At 64.0% G+C, this 16,052-nt stretch carries 17 protein-coding genes and 1 tRNA gene; 10 read left to right on the top strand and 8 right to left on the bottom strand.

Annotation, left to right across the window (positions count from 1 at the left end):
• Positions 1-19: 19 nt before the first annotated feature.
• Together plsX and ACLHHB_RS06520 are read left to right on the top strand one after the other, a co-directional pair.
• Positions 20-1,129, top strand: a complete 1,110-nt coding sequence (gene plsX, locus ACLHHB_RS06525) for a phosphate acyltransferase PlsX (RefSeq protein WP_410217467.1) — start codon at positions 20-22, stop codon at positions 1,127-1,129.
• Complete coding sequence (locus ACLHHB_RS06520; protein WP_410217466.1) at positions 1,126-2,100, top strand: beta-ketoacyl-ACP synthase III; 975 nt, start codon at positions 1,126-1,128, stop codon at positions 2,098-2,100. Before plsX ends, ACLHHB_RS06520 begins: the two co-directional genes overlap by 4 nt.
• 21 nt (positions 2,101-2,121) lie before the next feature.
• On the opposite strand, the gene ACLHHB_RS06515 is transcribed toward ACLHHB_RS06520, so the two are convergent.
• Positions 2,122-2,400: a DksA/TraR family C4-type zinc finger protein gene (locus tag ACLHHB_RS06515; protein ID WP_410217465.1), complete on the bottom strand. Its 279-nt coding sequence runs from the start codon at positions 2,398-2,400 to the stop codon at positions 2,122-2,124.
• Positions 2,401-2,553: 153 nt separating this feature from the next.
• Between ACLHHB_RS06515 and ACLHHB_RS06510 the strand changes: the two genes are divergently transcribed.
• From ACLHHB_RS06510 to ACLHHB_RS06480, 7 genes are all read left to right on the top strand, one after another.
• Entirely contained in the window at positions 2,554-3,063 is a 510-nt protein-coding gene (locus tag ACLHHB_RS06510) for a TRAP transporter small permease subunit (RefSeq protein ID WP_410217464.1), read from the top strand.
• The gene (locus ACLHHB_RS06505; RefSeq protein WP_410217463.1) at positions 3,053-4,375 is read left to right on the top strand and encodes a TRAP transporter large permease subunit; all 1,323 of its coding nucleotides are present in this window, start codon (positions 3,053-3,055) and stop codon (positions 4,373-4,375) included. The genes ACLHHB_RS06510 and ACLHHB_RS06505 overlap by 11 nt, the downstream gene beginning before the upstream one ends.
• A gap of 24 nt (positions 4,376-4,399) precedes the next feature.
• On the top strand, positions 4,400-5,491 hold the full coding sequence (dctP, locus tag ACLHHB_RS06500) for a TRAP transporter substrate-binding protein DctP (protein ID WP_410217462.1): 1,092 nt from the start codon (positions 4,400-4,402) through the stop codon (positions 5,489-5,491).
• A gap of 108 nt (positions 5,492-5,599) precedes the next feature.
• Entirely contained in the window at positions 5,600-5,902 is a 303-nt protein-coding gene (ihfA, locus tag ACLHHB_RS06495) for an integration host factor subunit alpha (RefSeq protein ID WP_265499222.1), read from the top strand.
• Positions 5,903-5,917: 15 nt separating this feature from the next.
• Entirely contained in the window at positions 5,918-6,520 is a 603-nt protein-coding gene (locus ACLHHB_RS06490) for a MerR family transcriptional regulator (RefSeq protein ID WP_410217461.1), read from the top strand.
• 79 nt (positions 6,521-6,599) lie between these two features.
• A tRNA-Pro gene (locus ACLHHB_RS06485) sits at positions 6,600-6,677 on the top strand.
• A gap of 66 nt (positions 6,678-6,743) precedes the next feature.
• Positions 6,744-7,814: a 2'-deoxycytidine 5'-triphosphate deaminase gene (locus tag ACLHHB_RS06480; RefSeq protein ID WP_410217460.1), complete on the top strand. Its 1,071-nt coding sequence runs from the start codon at positions 6,744-6,746 to the stop codon at positions 7,812-7,814.
• Positions 7,815-8,399: 585 nt separating this feature from the next.
• Here the strand turns inward: ACLHHB_RS06480 and ACLHHB_RS06475 are convergent.
• The 7 genes from ACLHHB_RS06475 to argS form a co-directional block, all read right to left on the bottom strand.
• On the bottom strand, positions 8,400-9,506 hold the full coding sequence (locus tag ACLHHB_RS06475) for a class I SAM-dependent RNA methyltransferase (RefSeq protein WP_410217459.1): 1,107 nt from the start codon (positions 9,504-9,506) through the stop codon (positions 8,400-8,402).
• 39 nt (positions 9,507-9,545) lie between these two features.
• Positions 9,546-9,800: a hypothetical protein gene (locus ACLHHB_RS06470; RefSeq protein WP_410217458.1), complete on the bottom strand. Its 255-nt coding sequence runs from the start codon at positions 9,798-9,800 to the stop codon at positions 9,546-9,548.
• The gene (gene scpB / locus ACLHHB_RS06465; RefSeq protein ID WP_410217457.1) at positions 9,778-10,431 is read right to left on the bottom strand and encodes an SMC-Scp complex subunit ScpB; all 654 of its coding nucleotides are present in this window, start codon (positions 10,429-10,431) and stop codon (positions 9,778-9,780) included. Before scpB ends, ACLHHB_RS06470 begins: the two co-directional genes overlap by 23 nt.
• Positions 10,424-11,245 (bottom strand): segregation and condensation protein A, encoded by an 822-nt coding sequence (locus ACLHHB_RS06460; RefSeq protein ID WP_410217456.1) that lies wholly within the window; start codon positions 11,243-11,245, stop codon positions 10,424-10,426. The genes scpB and ACLHHB_RS06460 overlap by 8 nt, the downstream gene beginning before the upstream one ends.
• Before the next feature lie 49 nt (positions 11,246-11,294).
• Entirely contained in the window at positions 11,295-12,284 is a 990-nt protein-coding gene (nagZ, locus tag ACLHHB_RS06455; protein ID WP_410217455.1) for a beta-N-acetylhexosaminidase, read from the bottom strand.
• A gap of 3 nt (positions 12,285-12,287) precedes the next feature.
• On the bottom strand, positions 12,288-13,430 hold the full coding sequence (locus tag ACLHHB_RS06450; RefSeq protein WP_410217454.1) for an SPOR domain-containing protein: 1,143 nt from the start codon (positions 13,428-13,430) through the stop codon (positions 12,288-12,290).
• Positions 13,431-13,502: 72 nt separating this feature from the next.
• Complete coding sequence (gene argS / locus ACLHHB_RS06445; protein ID WP_410217453.1) at positions 13,503-15,245, bottom strand: arginine--tRNA ligase; 1,743 nt, start codon at positions 15,243-15,245, stop codon at positions 13,503-13,505.
• Positions 15,246-15,552: 307 nt separating this feature from the next.
• Here argS and ACLHHB_RS06440 point away from each other — a divergent pair.
• On the top strand, positions 15,553-16,052 hold a 500-nt coding region (locus ACLHHB_RS06440; protein WP_410217452.1), incomplete at its 3' end, for a DEAD/DEAH box helicase.

The following is a 16,052-nucleotide window of genomic DNA, read 5'->3' as shown; positions in this document are numbered from 1 at the left end:
CGGCTCGCGGCGCCTTTTCATGACCGTTGTCCCTGCGACCCCGCCGACACCGCGCGTCCCCGAGCAAGGGGGCAGCGTGGTGATATCGGTTGATGCGATGGGCGGCGATCGCGGCCCATCGGTCGTGGTGGCCGGCATGGCCGAAAGCGCCGAAAAGAACCCGGAGATCCGGTTCATCGTCCACGGGGACGAGCCGGAACTTCGTGCATTGATCGCAAAGCGACGGTCCTTGACCGATCGCTGCGACATCCGTCATGCCGAATCGGTTGTGACGATGCACGACAAGCCGAGCCAGGTCGTCCGCAAGGGCGAAGGAAGCTCGATGTGGTCGGCCATCGAATCAGTCAAGAAGGGCGAGGCGATGGTGGCCGTGTCCTGCGGCAATACCGGTGCACTGATGGCGCTGTCGATGCTGCGGCTGCGCAAGCTGCCGGGCGTGAACCGTCCTGCCATTGCTTGCCTTTGGCCTTCGCGCAATCCGCAGGGCTTCAACATCATGCTGGACGTGGGCGCCGACATTCGGGCCGACGCGCATGACCTACTGCAATATGCGCTGATGGGCGCTTCTTATGCTCGCAACGGTCTGGGGATCGACCTGCCGCGCGTCGGCCTGCTGAATGTCGGCACCGAAGAACACAAGGGCCGCAGCGAACTGAAACAAGCCCATGACATGATCGAGGCTGCGGCAACCGGCGGCAGCTTCTCCTATGTTGGCTTTGTCGAGGGTGGAGATCTGCCGTCATCGCGCGTGGATGTGATCGTGACCGACGGCTTCACGGGCAATGTTGCCTTGAAGACCGGGGAAGGGACCGCCAAGTTGGTAGGTGACTTCCTCAAGGACGCCTTTTCAAATTCCATAATGTCGAAATTCGCAGCCGTTCTTGCCATGACGTCCTTGAAACGTCTTCAGAAACGCATCGATCCGCGTCGCGTGAACGGCGGCATCTTTCTCGGGCTGAACGGAACGGTGGTGAAATCGCACGGCTCGGCGGATGCGACGGGCGTGTCGGCTGCCATCAAGCTGGCCTTCACCCTTGCCCGTTCGGGTTTTCAGGACCGCCTTGCCGCCCGCGTGGCGCAAAGCGCCGCGGCTTCGGCCAGTGCGGCGGAAACAGGAGCATCGTCTTGACACGTCGTTCGGTCATCAGGGGCACCGGCCACTATCTGCCCGAACGCGTGGTCGAGAACAGCTGGTTCGAGGGTCAGCTTGAAACAACCGACGAATGGATCCGGTCACGCACCGGAATCGAACGCCGCCATTTTGCCGCCGCGGGTCAACTGACCAGCGATCTCGGGATCAAGGCAGGGATGATGGCGCTGGAAAATGCGGGCGTCACGGTCGATGACCTCGACGGAGTGATTCTGGCAACATCGACCCCTGATTATACCTTTCCCGCCACGGCAACGACGATTCAGGCCGGGTTGGGCATGAAGCGCGGCTTTGCGTTTGACGTGCAGGCGGTTTGCGCAGGCTTCGTCTTTGGGCTGGCCAATGCGGATGCGATGATCCGCTCGAACCAGGCCGATCGTGTCCTTGTGATCGGGGCGGAAACCTTTTCCCGTATCATGGACTGGACCGACCGCAGCACCTGCGTGCTGTTCGGCGATGGCGCGGGTGCGGTTGTGCTGGAGGCCCACGACGGCACCGGAACCAGCGACGACCGCGGCATTTTGGCCAGCGACCTGAACAGTGACGGAAACTATCGTGACCTGCTGTATGTGGATGGCGGCGTGTCCTCGACCGGCACATCCGGGCAACTGCGGATGCAGGGGAATCTGGTCTTCCGCCATGCGGTCGAAAAGCTGGCTAAGACGGCGCATACGTCGCTCACCCGTGCGGGTCTGACGGATGCGGATGTGGATTGGCTGGTGCCCCATCAGGCAAACATGCGCATCATCGGCGCCACCGCGCAGAAGATGGGTCTGCCGATGGATAAGGTTGTGCTGACCGTGGCCGATCACGGCAACACGTCGGCCGCGTCCATTCCGCTGGCCCTTTCGGTCGCGGCGTCCGAGGGACGGTTCAAACCTGGACAGGTGCTGGTGGCCGATGCCATCGGCGGCGGCCTCAGCTGGGGTTCGGTCGTCCTGCGCTGGTAGCGCCGGGAACAGGCGACACGTTTATTTCAACAAAGCATCCTTGCTGGCCCGCCGGTTCATGCCGCCTTGCGGGCGGCGGGCGCGATCATGGCCGGACTGGCAGGCGACGCACAGCTTGACCCCCGGCTGCGCCTGTCTGCGCGCCTCGGGAATACGCTCGTCACATTCAACGCAATGCGTGGCGCTGTCCCCCTGTGCCGCCCGACGCGCAGCCGCCTGCCGCGCCCGGGCGACGGCCTCGGCTGTCGTGACCTCGATCTGATCGTTCACCGCGTCGTCGCGCGCCCACCCGCCTGCCATGGCATCCTCCCGTTTCGTCAACAGCCAAGATGGTGATTTTGCTTGCGTCATGCAATGCGGTCAGGGGCAGTTGACAGCATGACAGGCTTTGGAAAGACTGCGCCATGCAGGTGCAGAAAAACGCCGCCTGCCGCTCTGGGGAGGGCTTGCATCTTGCCGATCGTCCGTCTGATTGACGGCATCAATGAGGCTGTCGGCCGCGTCCTGTCGGTTGTCGCCCTCATCTTTGCCGGCATCATCATCTATGACGTGTTCATGCGCTATGTCCTTGGACAGCCGACGCGATGGGCGTTTGACGTCACCAAACAGCTTTACGGATTTTATTTCGTCATGCTTGGCGGTTATGCCCTGCGGCACCAAGCGCATGTTCGCGTCGATCTGTTGACCGCGCGGATGGGCCCTGCCCTGCACCGCTGGGTTGAGCTGGCCGGCTACGCAATCTTCTTTTTCCCGTTTGCCTGGGTCTTTGCACGCCGCAGCTGGGACTTTGCCATGACGTCCTGGCGTCAGGGGGAACTGACCTACGGCGCGGTGCAGTTGCCGGTTTACCCGCTGAAGATGGCCATGTTCGCGGCTGCCTGCCTGCTGCTGATCCAGGGCCTCAGCGAGGCGCTCAAGCTGGTGCTGAACCGGACCGGAAAAGGATCTCGCGATGTCGGGTGAATCCATTGCGCTGATCATGTCGGGCCTGCTGCTGCTGGGCCTTTTCATGGGCCACCCGCTGGCCTTTGTCCTGGGCGGTACGGCCGTTCTGGGGGCATTGATCGCGGGCAAGCCGATGGTGCTGGGCATCGTCATCAACCGCATCTTCGGCGACGTTCTGGACAACTATGTCCTGATCGCCATCCCGCTTTTCGTGCTGATGGCGCGGTTCCTGTCCGACAGCGGCGTCACCGACCGGATGTTCGAGGCGCTGCGCCACCTGATGAGCCGCGTCACCGGGGGCCTGGGGCTGGCGGTGGTCTTCATCTCGATCCTGCTGGCGGCGACGACGGGGATCATCGGCGCTTCGATCACCGTGATGGGGATGATGGCGCTGCGTCCGATGCTGCAATACGGCTATGACAAGCGGCTGGCGACTGGCCTGATCGGCGCCTCGGGCTGCCTTGGCATTCTGATCCCGCCTTCGATCATGCTGATCCTGATGGCGTCCTATGCGCCGGGCCTGTCGGTGGGACAACTGTTTGCAGGGGCGATGGTGCCGGGACTGCTGCTGGGGGTGATGTATGCGATCTATGTCGCAGCCATTGCCTGGCTGAAGCCGGACTGGGCCCCGAAGGTTGCGGATTCCGAAAAGATCAGCCGGGGCGCCATGTGGCGGATGCTGGTGGTCGAAGCCGTGCCGCCGCTGATCCTGATCCTGGGCATCCTGGGTTCGCTGTTGGCCGGAGTCGCCACCGCGACCGAGGCCAGTGCGATCGGCGCGTTCCTGGCGCTGTTGATCGTGATCATGCGCGGGCGCTTCCGGTGGGCGACGTTCTATTCCGCACTGCTGGAAACCGGACGCACCAGCGCGATGATCCTGTTCATCGTCGTTGGCGCGACCGCCTTTACAGGGGTCTTCAACATCACCGGCGGGTTGCGTGCCAGCCAGGATCTAATCCGCGGGCTGGCAGACGATCCCTACACGCTGATCGCGATGATGCTTCTGGTCGTGTTCATCCTAGGGATGTTCCTTGACTGGACGGGCATCGTGCTGCTGTCCTTCCCGATCTTCCTGCCCCTGGTGGGCGAGATGGGAATCGATCCCTTGTGGTTCGTCGTGCTGATGGCCGTGGTGCTGCAGACCAGCTTCCTGTCGCCGCCCTTCGGCTATGCCCTGTTCTACATGCGCGCCATTGCTCCGCCCGATGTGTCGACCGCCGATATCATCGTGGGCGTCCTGCCCTTCATTGTCATGGTACTGCTGATGTGCGGTGCGATGATCCTGTTCCCGGCCTTGGTCACCTGGCTGCCGATGACCCTTTATGGATGACCGGGCCGCTTTTTCATGAGGAGGATGAACATGAAATACCTGCTGACGACGGCCGCACTGGCCTTGGCCACGGCAACCCCTGCCCTGTCCGAGAACTGGACCATGACCTCGACCTGGCCCTCCAGCCTCGAACTGATCGAGATCGACAAGCACTGGGTGGACTTGGCCAACAAGCTGGTCGACGACGACAAGCTGACGATCGAATTCTACGAAGGCGGCAGCCTGGTTCCCGCGGGCGAAGTCTTTGGCGCGGTCGAATCGGGCACGATCCAGGCTGGCGCCGACTGGCCGGGCTATTGGGCAGGCCGCAACAGCGCCTTTTCTCCCTTGTCCACGACGGCCAGCCTTTTCAACGCAGTCGATTACGTGAACTGGATCCAGGAATGGGGTGGGGCAGACCTTTATAACGAAGTCTATGGCCAGTTCGGGATGGTTTATCTGCCCTATGGGGTGACCAACAACGAATCGGGCTTCCGCACCGTCAGTCAGCCCATTCGCACGCTGGAAGATCTGCAGGGCCTGCGTCTGCGCCTGTCAGGCCTTGAGCAGGGCAAGCTGCTGGAAAAGCTGGGCGGCAACCAGGTCAGCATGGCCGGCGGTGAAATCTATCAATCGCTGGAGCGCGGCGTGATCGACGGGGCCGAGTTCTCGACGCCCAACGTAGACTATTCCGGCGGCTTTCAGCAGGTGACCAAGCACTGGTCGACCCCGGGCTGGCACCAGTCATCCTCGGTCTTTGGCGTGATGATCAACAGGGCGTCGTGGGACGCACTAGACGAGGAAACGCAGGAGCGTCTGCAGATCGCGGCCGACGCGACCATGTTGTGGAGCCTTTCGTTCACCGAAAGGCGCGCAACCGAGGCCTATGTCCAGTTCCAGGAAGCCGGCACCGAGATCACGCGACTGGACGACGATGCACTGGAGCGGGTGCAGCAGTTGGCCAACGAGACCATCCAGGAAGTCGCCTGCGAGAACCCGCTGTCGGCCAAGGTTTATGCCAGCCAGCTGACCTATCTGCAGGAATACTCCACGTGGCGAGATGCCTCGGCACCGTTCAACCTTGGGCGGAGCCCGAACGGTCCGGACCTGGCGGCGATCCAGGCCTGCGCCGAATAATTCTCGACAAACTTTCGACAAGTCACGGGCGGGGAACGATTTCCCCGCCCTTCTCGTTGACAGCCTGAACGAAGCGCAGCATCTTTGGCGGATCAAGAAGGAACGACAATGGGCGACAAGACTTTGACCCGCATGGATCTGGCCGAGGCGGTGTTCCGCGACGTCGGATTGTCCCGCCATGAATCGGCCCAGCTGGTCGAAAGCGTCCTTGAACATATCTCGGACGCCCTTGTCCGCGGTGAACAAGTCAAGATCTCGTCTTTCGGCACCTTTTCGGTTCGTGACAAGAACGAACGCATCGGCCGCAATCCCAAGACTGGCGAAGAAGTCCCGATCACCCCGCGCCGCGTGCTGTCCTTCCGTCCTTCGCATCTGATGAAAGATCGCGTGGCAGCTGGCAACAAGCGATAGGATCACCTGCACAGGATGGCAAAAAGCGCAGAGGCATTCCGATCGATCGGCGAGGTCGCCAAGATGATCGGCGTTGCACCGCATGTCCTGCGCTATTGGGAAACGCAGTTTCCACAGCTGCGCCCGATGAAACGGCCCGACGGCCGCCGATATTATCGGCCCGATGACGTCACCTTGGCCGCAGGCATCCTGCAACTCCTGCGCAATGACGGCCTGACGATTCGCGGCGCCCGCAAGCGGATTGCAGAAGACCGCGGGCAGGCCGTACGCGCACGGGGTGTCCGCCTGATTGCAGAAATCGCTCCCGAGGAGGCCGTGATGCCCCAGATGTCTTCCCCTCCCCTTTCACCCGATCCCGCGACGGATGCACAGGCTGACCATGCTGCACCGGCCTTGCCGCTGGAAACGGAACCGGAACTTTTACCCGCAACCCCGTCCGAGCCTGCACAACCGCCCCTGCTTTCCGATATCCCGAGTGATGCGGATCAAGCGGTCTGGCTGGTTCGCCTGACCTCGCTGGCACGCCGCCTGCAGCGCATTCACGCGTCGGACCCGTCCTGGGCCGCGGCGCGAAACGCCGCCGTCCGGCTTGGCCACACGATGATCCGGATTTACTGACAGGTCATTGCGATTTGGCAAAGATTTCCGCATTGCGGCCCTTGTGCTGCCCTGCCGGATCGCTCTATACGATGCGCGTCGGGCCGTGGCGCAGCCTGGTTAGCGCGTCCGTCTGGGGGGCGGAAGGCCGAGAGTTCGAATCTCTCCGGCCCGACCATTCCGAAAACGCTCATCCCTTTTCAGGGGTGGGCGTTTCCCTTTTCCCCGACCTGGAGAGTTCAGGATGAACGGCGTTCTGCCCGACAGCGAGATCCGCAACCTGATCCGCGAAGGTACGATTCGCGCCGATCAACCCGTCATTCCTGAACAGATCCAGCCCGCCTCGCTGGACCTGCGCCTCGGCGGCACCGCCTATCGGCTGCGCGCCAGTTTTCTGGCGGGCCGCGGCCGCCGCATCAGGGACCGCTTGGGCGACTTCTGCATGCACCAGATGGACCTGTCCGACGGTGCCGTCCTCGAACGGGGCTGCGTGTATCTGATCCCGCTGCAGGAGCACGTTTCGCTGCCGACAAGCCTGTCGGCTGTGGCGAATGCCAAATCCTCGACCGGGCGTCTGGATCTGCTGACCCGTCTGGTCACCGATGACGGGACCGAGTTCGACCGCCTGCCCGAAGGTTATGACGGTCCGCTATACGCCGAAATCTGCCCGCGCAGCTTTTCCGTCCTGGTGCGCCCCGGAATGCGGCTGAACCAGTTGCGCCTCCGTCGGGGCCAAGCCATCCTTTCGGACAGCCAGTTGAACGAATTGAACGCCCGCGAACCGCTGGTGGGGCAGGGAAAGGCGCTGATCGATCAAGGGCTCGGCTTTTCGGTCGACCTTCGCCCTGCTTCGGGCGATCTTGTGGGTTATCGCGCCCGCCCTCACAGCGGGGTGGTCGATCTGGACCGCATCGGAGAATATCCGGCAGCCGAGTTCTGGGATGAGTTGCGCACCACCGATGGGCGCCTGATCCTCGATCCCGGCGCTTTCTATATCCTTGTCAGCCGCGAATCAGTGGCCATCCCTGCGGATTATGCGGCGGAAATGGCCCCTTATCTTGCGATGGTTGGGGAATTCCGTGTTCACTATGCGGGCTTCTTCGATCCGGGCTTCGGAATCGGCACGGCAGGTGCAGGCGCACGCGGCGTGCTGGAAGTTCGCTGTCATGAGGCGCCTTTTGTTCTGGAGCATGGGCAGGTCGTAGGCCGACTGGTTTATGAACAGATGGCCAGCCGTCCCGAGCGTCTTTACGGCGAAGGGATCAAATCCAATTATCAAGGGCAAGGCCTGAAGCTGGCCAAGCAATTCTACTGATATCCAAAAACCGTAAGTGGGGCAGCGCCCAAGCGGCAGCATGCTGCCGGACAAGCAACGTGAGCCGGATCTCGGTAAATAAGGGTTACTTTCCCAGCGCCACGAGATGACCCGAAATGATGAAGACATGGCGCGAGCGGGAGCATGTCTCTCACAGGTCATGGACCCCGCATGCCTCTCTTCACAGCCTGCTTTTTCTCTGCCATAGTCTATAGACGAGAACCCCATTTGGCCCGGCTTCCGGCACAAGCGACTGCAGGGCGCCCGCAAGTCGCTTTATACTGCAAGCCAGCAACGCCGATACCAGCATCATGCCCACCTGCATGCTAAAGGCAATATTTTCCCAATAACGCAAAAGGCTTAGTTCAAATCCAAGCAACAGCCGTGCAAGGGAGGGGCCGTTGGAAGGCAACGTTGCGACAGGCGCTCGGGTCGCATCGCCGCCGCCCCACACAAAGCGCCTGAACAACCGCGACAGGGCGCACATGCAGGCCCTCAGCGCGGTGTGGTTCGGACTTCCTGCCATAAGGAACACTTCAAGAGCCGCAATGCATGGCAACATTCGGTCCGACAAAGATATGCAGGCTAGATCGCTTCAGTCTGCCACAAACGGACCTTGAGGCCCCCATGCGCGACGATCGGCCCGGGCGGCTGCCAAGGCAGGCCGGTCGCCTTGGCCAATCCAGCCTCACTGGTGACGATCCCGATGCGCCAGCCCTGAAAGCGGGTGCGGAACACTTCGCCCATCTTGGCATGAAGACCGAACAGCGGCCCCTTGTTGCCGATCCGCGCACCATAGGGCGGATTCACGATGAGGATGCCGGGCGGGCAGTCGGGACGCTGCAGATCAGCAATCTGGCACGTCTCGAACCGGGTGATCTCCGTGACGCCTGCGCGTTCGGCATTGGCCTGGCTCATACGGACCGCACCCGGATCCCGGTCGCTGCCAAAAAACTGTGCGGCGACAGGATGTGGCACGGCCTGCGCCTTCAGGCGTGACCAAGCCTCGGGATCGTAATTGGCGAACTGCTGAAAGGCAAAAGCGCGGCTGCGCCCCGGTGCCAGCCCCAAGGCCATCTCGGCCGCCTCCAGCACAAAGGTTCCTGACCCGCACATCGGGTCGAGCACCGGCTGAGTGCCGTCAAAGCCCATCTGCGACAGGAACATCGCCGCCATGGTTTCGCGCATGGGGGCCTTGGCGACGGCCTCCTTGTGGCCACGCTTGTGCAAGGATTCGCCCGTCGTATCCAGGCTGAAAGTGACCAGATCATCCTCGATCCGGGCCTTGACGGTGATCGGCGCATCGGCGGCCAGAGGGGCGCCCAGTTCTTCGGTAATGGCACGCTCGATCCTCTGGGTGGCGGCCCCGGCATGATAGATCCTGGAGGCGCGGCTGACGGTCTCGACCTTGACGGCCAGATCCGGGCGCAGCAGATCGCCCCAAGGAAACTTGCGCGCCCTTTTGTCCAATTGCGCCAGATGCATGGCTCGAAAGCCACCAACCCGTGCCAGCACGCGCGTGGCCCCTCGCAGCCAAAGATTGGCGCGCCACACATCGGGCCAGCCGCCCCGGATCGTGACGCCGCCCGGCTGAACCACGGGCTGCCAGCCGAGGGCCGAAGCTTCGGCCGCCAACGGCGCCTCGAGCCCCGGAGTCGCGACCAGGAAGATGTCGAATTCAGGATTGTCCATTCCACAGCCCTATCCCGGGCCTTGCGGAAAGGCGAGAGGTCAGCGCCGTGTCAACCGGCCCAGCACGCGCATCTTGCGGGCCAGATCACGGGTCTGCGGGTTCTGGCCACGCCGCTTGGGCTGACCGGCGGTCATGTGGGGATCGGCGGTGCCGGGCTTGTCGCGCCGTGACAGCGTGTCCATCCCCTTGTTGATGCCCCAATTCATCGCGCGGCGCGCAACCATGCGGGTAAACATGTTGAACAGCATGTTCATGTTCATCGACTCGCCCTCAATCCTCGTCAAGCAGATCATCGGCTTGATCCTCTGGGTTGATATCGGCACCCTCACTCTCGCCCGCAAGGGGCAAGGCCATGCCTTCGGCGGGCGGTCGTGCTTCCAGCAATCCTGCCGCCCGCAGTTCCGCCAGCCCCGGCAAGTCGCGCGCCGATTCCAATCCGAAGTGATCCAGAAAGGTTTCCGTCACCACAAAGGTCGCGGGGCGGCCGGGGCTCATCCGCCGCCGACCCATGCGGACCCACTCCATCTCGATCAACTGGTCCAATGTGCCGCGACTGACAGCGACACCGCGAATCTCCTCGATCTCGGCGCGGGTGACGGGCTGGTGATAGGCGATGATGGCCAATGTCTCGATGGCGGCCCGCGACAGCCGCCGCGTTTCGACCATCTCGGGTTGCATCAGGTGCGACAGGTCCGGCGCAGTGCGAAACGCATAACCCTCCTCCACCCGTTCAAGAACCACCCCACGCCCCTGATAGGTCCGTCGCAGGCCTGCAACGGCCTCGGCCGGATCGCAACCGATGGGCATGCGCGCGGCGAGATCGCGCGTCGTCAGGGGTTGGGCGGCGGCGAACAGGATCGCCTCGACCATGCGCTCCTGCTGTTCCATGGGGGGCGGAGGGAAATCGGGCCGCGGGTCAGGCATGGTCGTCCTGTGCCTTGGGGCGATAGCTGATCGGCGCGAAGGTATCGGTCTGCCGGATCTCCAGCCGGCCCTGACGCGCAAGCTCCAGCGAAGCGGCAAAGGTCGCGGCCGTTGCGCTGCGCCGGCGTCTGGGATCGCCGTGCCACCCGTCCGGCAGAAAGACCGCCAGATCCATCCAGCCGCCGCTGAAGCCGATCAATCGGCGCATCCGCTCCAAGGCCTGCTCCATCGTGAAGACGTCATGGCGGTCAAAGGCGAAAGGACGGAATTCGTCGCGGGTCTTCAATCGCGCATAGGCACGCATCAGGTCGATCAGCCCGGCCTGCCATTGCGTCCGCCGCTTGCGCATCACGGGTTCAGGCGCTCCACGGGCAAAGCGCGACTGGCCCAGCCGGTCCCGTCCCATCAACTGTGCCGCGGCTTCGCGCATGGCGGACAGACGTTCCAGTTGAAAGGCAAGATGGGCCGCCATGTCCTGCGCCGAAGGACCCTCGGCCTCGGGGTCCGGGGGCAGCAACAGGCGCGATTTCAGAAAGGCCAGCCAGGCCGCCATGACAAGGTAATCGGCGGCCAGTTCGATCCGCAGGGCGCGGGCGTCTTCCACAAAGGACAGGTACTGCTCGGCCAGGTCCAGCACGCGGATCTTCAGCAGATCCACCTTCTGCATCCGGGCCAGCGTCAGCAACAGGTCCAGCGGACCTTCGTAACCATCGACATCGATGATCAGCGCTTCCTCCGCGCGGCGCTGCGCCACCTCGGCAACATGGCTGCTGTCGGGGACGGGCTTGAGATAGGGCACCTTGGGCTTGGCCACGCAGCCTCCTTGCATCAGGCGGGCAAAGTCCCGCCCACCGACCGCGCTGTCAAGCCACAGCGCCTGTCAACGTCTGCCACTCCGCCATCAGGGATCGGATGTCGGTGTCCTGGGGCGCGCGACGCAGGGCCAGTGCGGCATCGGCACGGCGCGCTGCGTCGGCCGTCATCGTTCCTGCCGCCTGAGCCACCGGTTCCATCTGCGCAACGGTCCCGTTGCAGTGCAGCACCAGGTCGCAGCCCGCCTCGATCGATGCCCGGGCACGCTCGGCCTCGGTTCCCGAAAGCGCGTTCATCGTGATGTCATCCGTCATCAGCAGACCGTCAAACCCGATTCGGTTGCGGATCAGCCCGATCATCCGGCTGGACGCGGTGGCAGGCTGATCATCCAGCGCGGTAAAGCGGATATGCGCGGTCATTCCCATCGGCAGGTCGGACAAGGCACGAAAGGGGGCAAAGTCCAGCGCCTCCAGATCCGCGGCCGCGGCATCCACGACAGGCAGATCATGGTGGCTGTCGGCAACGGCGCGGCCATGGCCCGGCATGTGCTTGATGACCGGCAGAACGCCTGCCGCCAGCATCCCGTCGGCAGCCGCACGTCCCAGTTCGGCGATCCGTGCCGGATCAGTACCAAGGCAGCGGTTGAGCAGAAAGGGATGTGTCCCCTCCTGTGCCACGTCCAGTGTGGGGGCACAGTTCGAATCGATCCCGACAGCCCGCAGTTCCTGACCGATCAGGTGATAGCGCAGCCACATCGCGCGCGGCCCCGAGGCGGCCTGATCCAGGGGCGCAGGCCATTCGTTCCAGTGCGGGGCACGCAAGCGCTGGACGCGGCCACCTTCCTGATCGACGGTGATCACCGCATCGCGCCCGACAGCGTCGCGCAGGTCGTTCGTCAACCGGCGCAACTGGTCCGGGCTGTCCACGTTCCGTCCGAACAGGATGAAGCCCCAGGGATCAGCCTCGCGGAAAAAGGCGGCCTCGTCGGCCGCCAATATCGGGCCGGCAATGCCGCCCAGGATGGTCGCATTTGGGGCCATGCTTCAGCCGCCCAGGGCCAGACAGTCCGTCCCCGAGGATTGCAGCGCCGAACAGAACTGCCGCGCCTCGCTGAGAGAACCAAAGCCCGCGACGCGCAGCCGCCAGAAGGTGCGGCCATTCGACTGGTGCTGTTGAATGACCGGCGACTTGCCTGAAAAGAGCGAGCCGTTGCGGCCTGCCAGACGCTGCCACTCGCCCTCGGCGATGGCGTTGCTGTCAAAGGCACCGACCTGGACCAGCGGACCACCTGCCGAACGGGCCGGAGCGGGTTCAGGGGCCGGGGCGGGTGCCGGTTCGGCCGCCGAAACGGGTGCGGGGGTCGCTGCCGGTGCCGGTGCCGGGGCAGCCGAGGCGACGCGTTGGACGCGCGGACGCGGGGCCGGACGGACCGAGGCGACCAGCACGCCGGGGTCGGCCTCGGCCTGGGCCTGGGCCAGCGCCTCGGCAATGGCGACCGCTTGGGCGGGCACGCCGTTCTCGTCGGTCACGACATCGGTCACAGGCCCTTCGCTGGCCGGTGCATCGATGATGGCCGCATCGTTGACGGCCTGATCGGCAAGCGCGCGTTCGGCGGCAGCCGCGGCGTCGGCCTCGGCCAAGGCGCGCGCCTCGCTGTCCGACAGCGGCACGATGGGATCGCCGGCAAATGTCAGGGGGGTTTCGGACGGGTTCGACGGTTCGCGTGCGGTGGCGCCCAGTTGGCCCATTGCCACGTCATCGTCGGACAGATCGATCGGTGCCGGCGCGATGGCCACCTGCTGGGCGGGCGTCGCGGCCTCTCCTCCGGCAACCGAGTTGACCGCCAGGCCGGTGTGGCTGGTCAGTTGTCCCCCCGGATTGTCCGGCGTGGTCCGGGCCTCGCCCTCGATTGCGCGAATGATGGGGACGCCCGACACGTCGCGGGACACCAACTGCCATCCCCAGGTCATCAGGCCGACCATCAAACCCACCGAGGCGACCGCGCCCATGTAATGCGTCAGCCGTGCAAGCCGCGCCGGAAGGCCGTCACCCCCGGGCCGCGCACCCGCACGGGGGTCATCCTGCTCCTGAGCGCCGTTCCACCCTGCCTGATCGTAAGAGAATTCCCGCTTCACCTTGTGACGCGAGAAAACATAGCCGCCTTCGCGGAAGTCCATCACTGCCATGTCTGCCTGCCTGCCGGTTGTTCCGGATTTACTTTGCCTGCTCTCAGCCACATCCGGCAGCGACGCGTTTGGTCAGCGCATTTCTTCCACCGGAGTGACCCCAAGAATAGCGAGACCGCTTGAAATAACAACGCCAACCGCCCGGACGAGCGCAATTTTTCCTTGGCTCGTTGCCGGATCGCCGTCCTGCACGAAACGCAGCGACGTGTCGTCATTGCCGCGGTTCCACAGCGAATGCAGGTCCGAGGCGATCTCGTACAGGAAGAAGGCCACCCGATGCGGCTCATGTGCGCGGGCTGCATTCTCCACCAGACGAGGCCATTCGGCAACCTTGCGGGCCAGTTCCAGCTCGGCCGGATGGGCGAGCGTCGACAGATCGGCCACCATCAGGGCAGAATCGGTGACGTCGATTCCCGCCTCGGCCGCGCGGCGCAGCACCGAGTTCACGCGCGCATTGGCGTATTGCACGTACCAAACCGGATTGTCCTTGGACTGTTCCAGCACCTTGGCGAAATCGAAATCCAGCGCCGCGTCGTTCTTGCGCGTCAGCATGATGAAGCGGGTGACGTCGGCCCCCGCCTCCTCGACCACGTCGCGCAGGGTCACAAAGGTGCCCGCGCGCTTGGACATCTTGAAGGGTTCGCCGTTCTTGTACAGCTTGACCAGCTGGATCAGCTTGACGTCCAATGGCACGCGCCCGTTCGACAGCGCCTTGACCGCGGCGTTCATCCGCTTGACGTAACCGCCATGGTCGGCACCGAACACGTCGATCAACTGGTCGAAGCCGCGCTCGATCTTGTCCCAATGATAGGCGATGTCGGGGGCGAAATAGGTCCATGCCCCGTCCGATTTCTGGATGGGCCGGTCCACATCGTCCCCGTGCGCGCTGGACCGGAACAGCGTTTGTTCCCGCTCCTCCCAATCCTCGGGCAGCTTGCCCTTGGGAGGCTCCAGCACGCCGCGATAGATCAGGTCCATGCCGCGCAGCCGCTCGATCGCCGCCTCGATCTTGCCAGTGCCGTAGAGCGCCTTTTCGCTGGAATACACGTCCATCTGCACGCCAAGCGCTTCCAGATCGCCGCGGATCTGTTCCATCATCGCCTTTGTGGCGAAATCGCGGATCAGGACCAGCCAATCCTCTTCGGGCTTGTCCAGCAGGCTGCTGCCATATTCGGCCTTCAGCGCTTCCCCGACCGGGATGAGATAATCGCCGGGATACAGGCCTTCGCGGATCTCGGGCGCCAGGCCGTTCGCCTCGCGGTAACGTTCATAGGCCGACCGCGCCAGCACATCGACCTGTGCGCCGCCGTCATTGATGTAATATTCGCGCGTCACGTCGTGGCCGGTAAAGGACAGCAGCCGCGCCAGCGCATCGCCGAAGACCGCGCCCCGCACATGTCCCACATGCATCGGGCCGGTCGGGTTGGCGCTGACGAACTCGATGTTCACCTTGCTGTCCGCACCCAGATCCGAGCGTCCGAAATCCCTGTTCGCCCGCAGCGCCGCCACCACGACCCCCTGCCACACGGCCGGCGACAGGCGCAGGTTCAGAAAGCCCGGGCCTGCAACCTCGGCCGCGGCGATCCGCGGATCGGTCAAGCGTGCAGCCAGCGTGTCGGCAATGTCGCGCGGCTTCATGCCGGCAGGCTTGGCCAGCACCATGGCCGCATTGGTCGCCATGTCGCCATGCGCCGGATCGCGCGGCGGCTCGACCGCCACGTTCGCAAGGTCCAAGCCCTGCGGCAGCTCGCCCGCCTCGGCCATCTGTTTCAGCGCGCCGATCACGACCGCGCGGATGTCGTTGAACAGGTTCATCGGTGTCCCCGCTGATTTTCAACGGCCACCTAAACGATGCGGCGGCCGAAAGGTCAACCGCCCTGCACCAAGCCCCCGGCGATTCGCCGGGATGGTTTCGAAACCCAAACCGCCTTGCACGACCCGCGGGCACGCCGATTCTTGACGCGCGGGTTCACTTGCTCTAGGGCATTGTCAGCCCGCATCCGGCGGGCGAAAGGCGGGGCGTCCAAGACTGCGTCCCAACTTTGCCGCATCATCGCCAGACGGGCGCGCGGCATGGAACGCAACGCGCCCGAATCAGGCGCGGCTTATTGGAAAGCCCTGAATGACCAAATTCTCTGACCTGAAGCTTGATCCCAAAGTCCTGCAGGCTGTTCTGGAGGCCGGCTACGAGACGCCGACGCCCATCCAGCAGGGGGCGATCCCGCCCGCGCTGGAAGGCCGCGACGTGCTGGGGATTGCGCAGACTGGGACCGGCAAGACGGCCAGCTTTACCCTGCCGATGATCACGATGCTGGGCCGTGGGCGCGCGCGCGCGCGCATGCCACGCAGCCTGGTGCTGTGCCCGACCCGCGAACTGGCGGCGCAGGTGGCGGAAAACTTTGACATCTACGCCAAGCACACGCGCCTGACGAAGGCGCTGCTGATCGGCGGCGTCAGCTTTGGCGAACAGGACAAGCTGATCGACCGCGGCGTGGACGTGCTGATCGCCACCCCCGGCCGTCTGCTGGACCATTTCGAGCGCGGCAAGCTGCTTTTGACCGGCGTGCAGATCATGGTCGTGGACGAGGCCGACCGCATGCTGGACATGGGCTTCATCCCCGA

The sequence above is a fragment of the Paracoccus sp. (in: a-proteobacteria) genome (assembly GCF_046462195.1).
Lineage (GTDB): Bacteria > Pseudomonadota > Alphaproteobacteria > Rhodobacterales > Rhodobacteraceae > Paracoccus.
Note: the sequence above shows the minus strand (reverse complement) of the source record. Positions and strands in the feature narration are given on the sequence as shown.

Bases quoted from the DNA above. Each gene is read 5' to 3' on its own strand.
- plsX (WP_410217467.1), top strand. From the start codon at position 20: ATGACCGTTGTCCCTGCGACCCCGCCGACACCGCGCGTCCCCGAGCAA.
- ACLHHB_RS06490 (WP_410217461.1), top strand. From the start codon at position 5,918: ATGGCAAAAAGCGCAGAGGCATTCCGATCGATCGGCGAGGTCGCCAAG.
- ACLHHB_RS06475 (WP_410217459.1), bottom strand. From the start codon at position 9,506: ATGGACAATCCTGAATTCGACATCTTCCTGGTCGCGACTCCGGGGCTC.
- ACLHHB_RS06470 (WP_410217458.1), bottom strand. From the start codon at position 9,800: ATGATCTGCTTGACGAGGATTGAGGGCGAGTCGATGAACATGAACATG.
- ACLHHB_RS06515 (WP_410217465.1), bottom strand. From the start codon at position 2,400: ATGGCAGGCGGGTGGGCGCGCGACGACGCGGTGAACGATCAGATCGAG.
- ACLHHB_RS06480 (WP_410217460.1), top strand. From the start codon at position 6,744: ATGAACGGCGTTCTGCCCGACAGCGAGATCCGCAACCTGATCCGCGAA.
- argS (WP_410217453.1), bottom strand. From the start codon at position 15,245: ATGAACCTGTTCAACGACATCCGCGCGGTCGTGATCGGCGCGCTGAAA.
- ihfA (WP_265499222.1), top strand. From the start codon at position 5,600: ATGGGCGACAAGACTTTGACCCGCATGGATCTGGCCGAGGCGGTGTTC.
- scpB (WP_410217457.1), bottom strand. From the start codon at position 10,431: ATGCCTGACCCGCGGCCCGATTTCCCTCCGCCCCCCATGGAACAGCAG.
- nagZ (WP_410217455.1), bottom strand. From the start codon at position 12,284: ATGGCCCCAAATGCGACCATCCTGGGCGGCATTGCCGGCCCGATATTG.
- dctP (WP_410217462.1), top strand. From the start codon at position 4,400: ATGAACATGAAATACCTGCTGACGACGGCCGCACTGGCCTTGGCCACG.
- ACLHHB_RS06505 (WP_410217463.1), top strand. From the start codon at position 3,053: ATGTCGGGTGAATCCATTGCGCTGATCATGTCGGGCCTGCTGCTGCTG.
- ACLHHB_RS06450 (WP_410217454.1), bottom strand. From the start codon at position 13,430: ATGGCAGTGATGGACTTCCGCGAAGGCGGCTATGTTTTCTCGCGTCAC.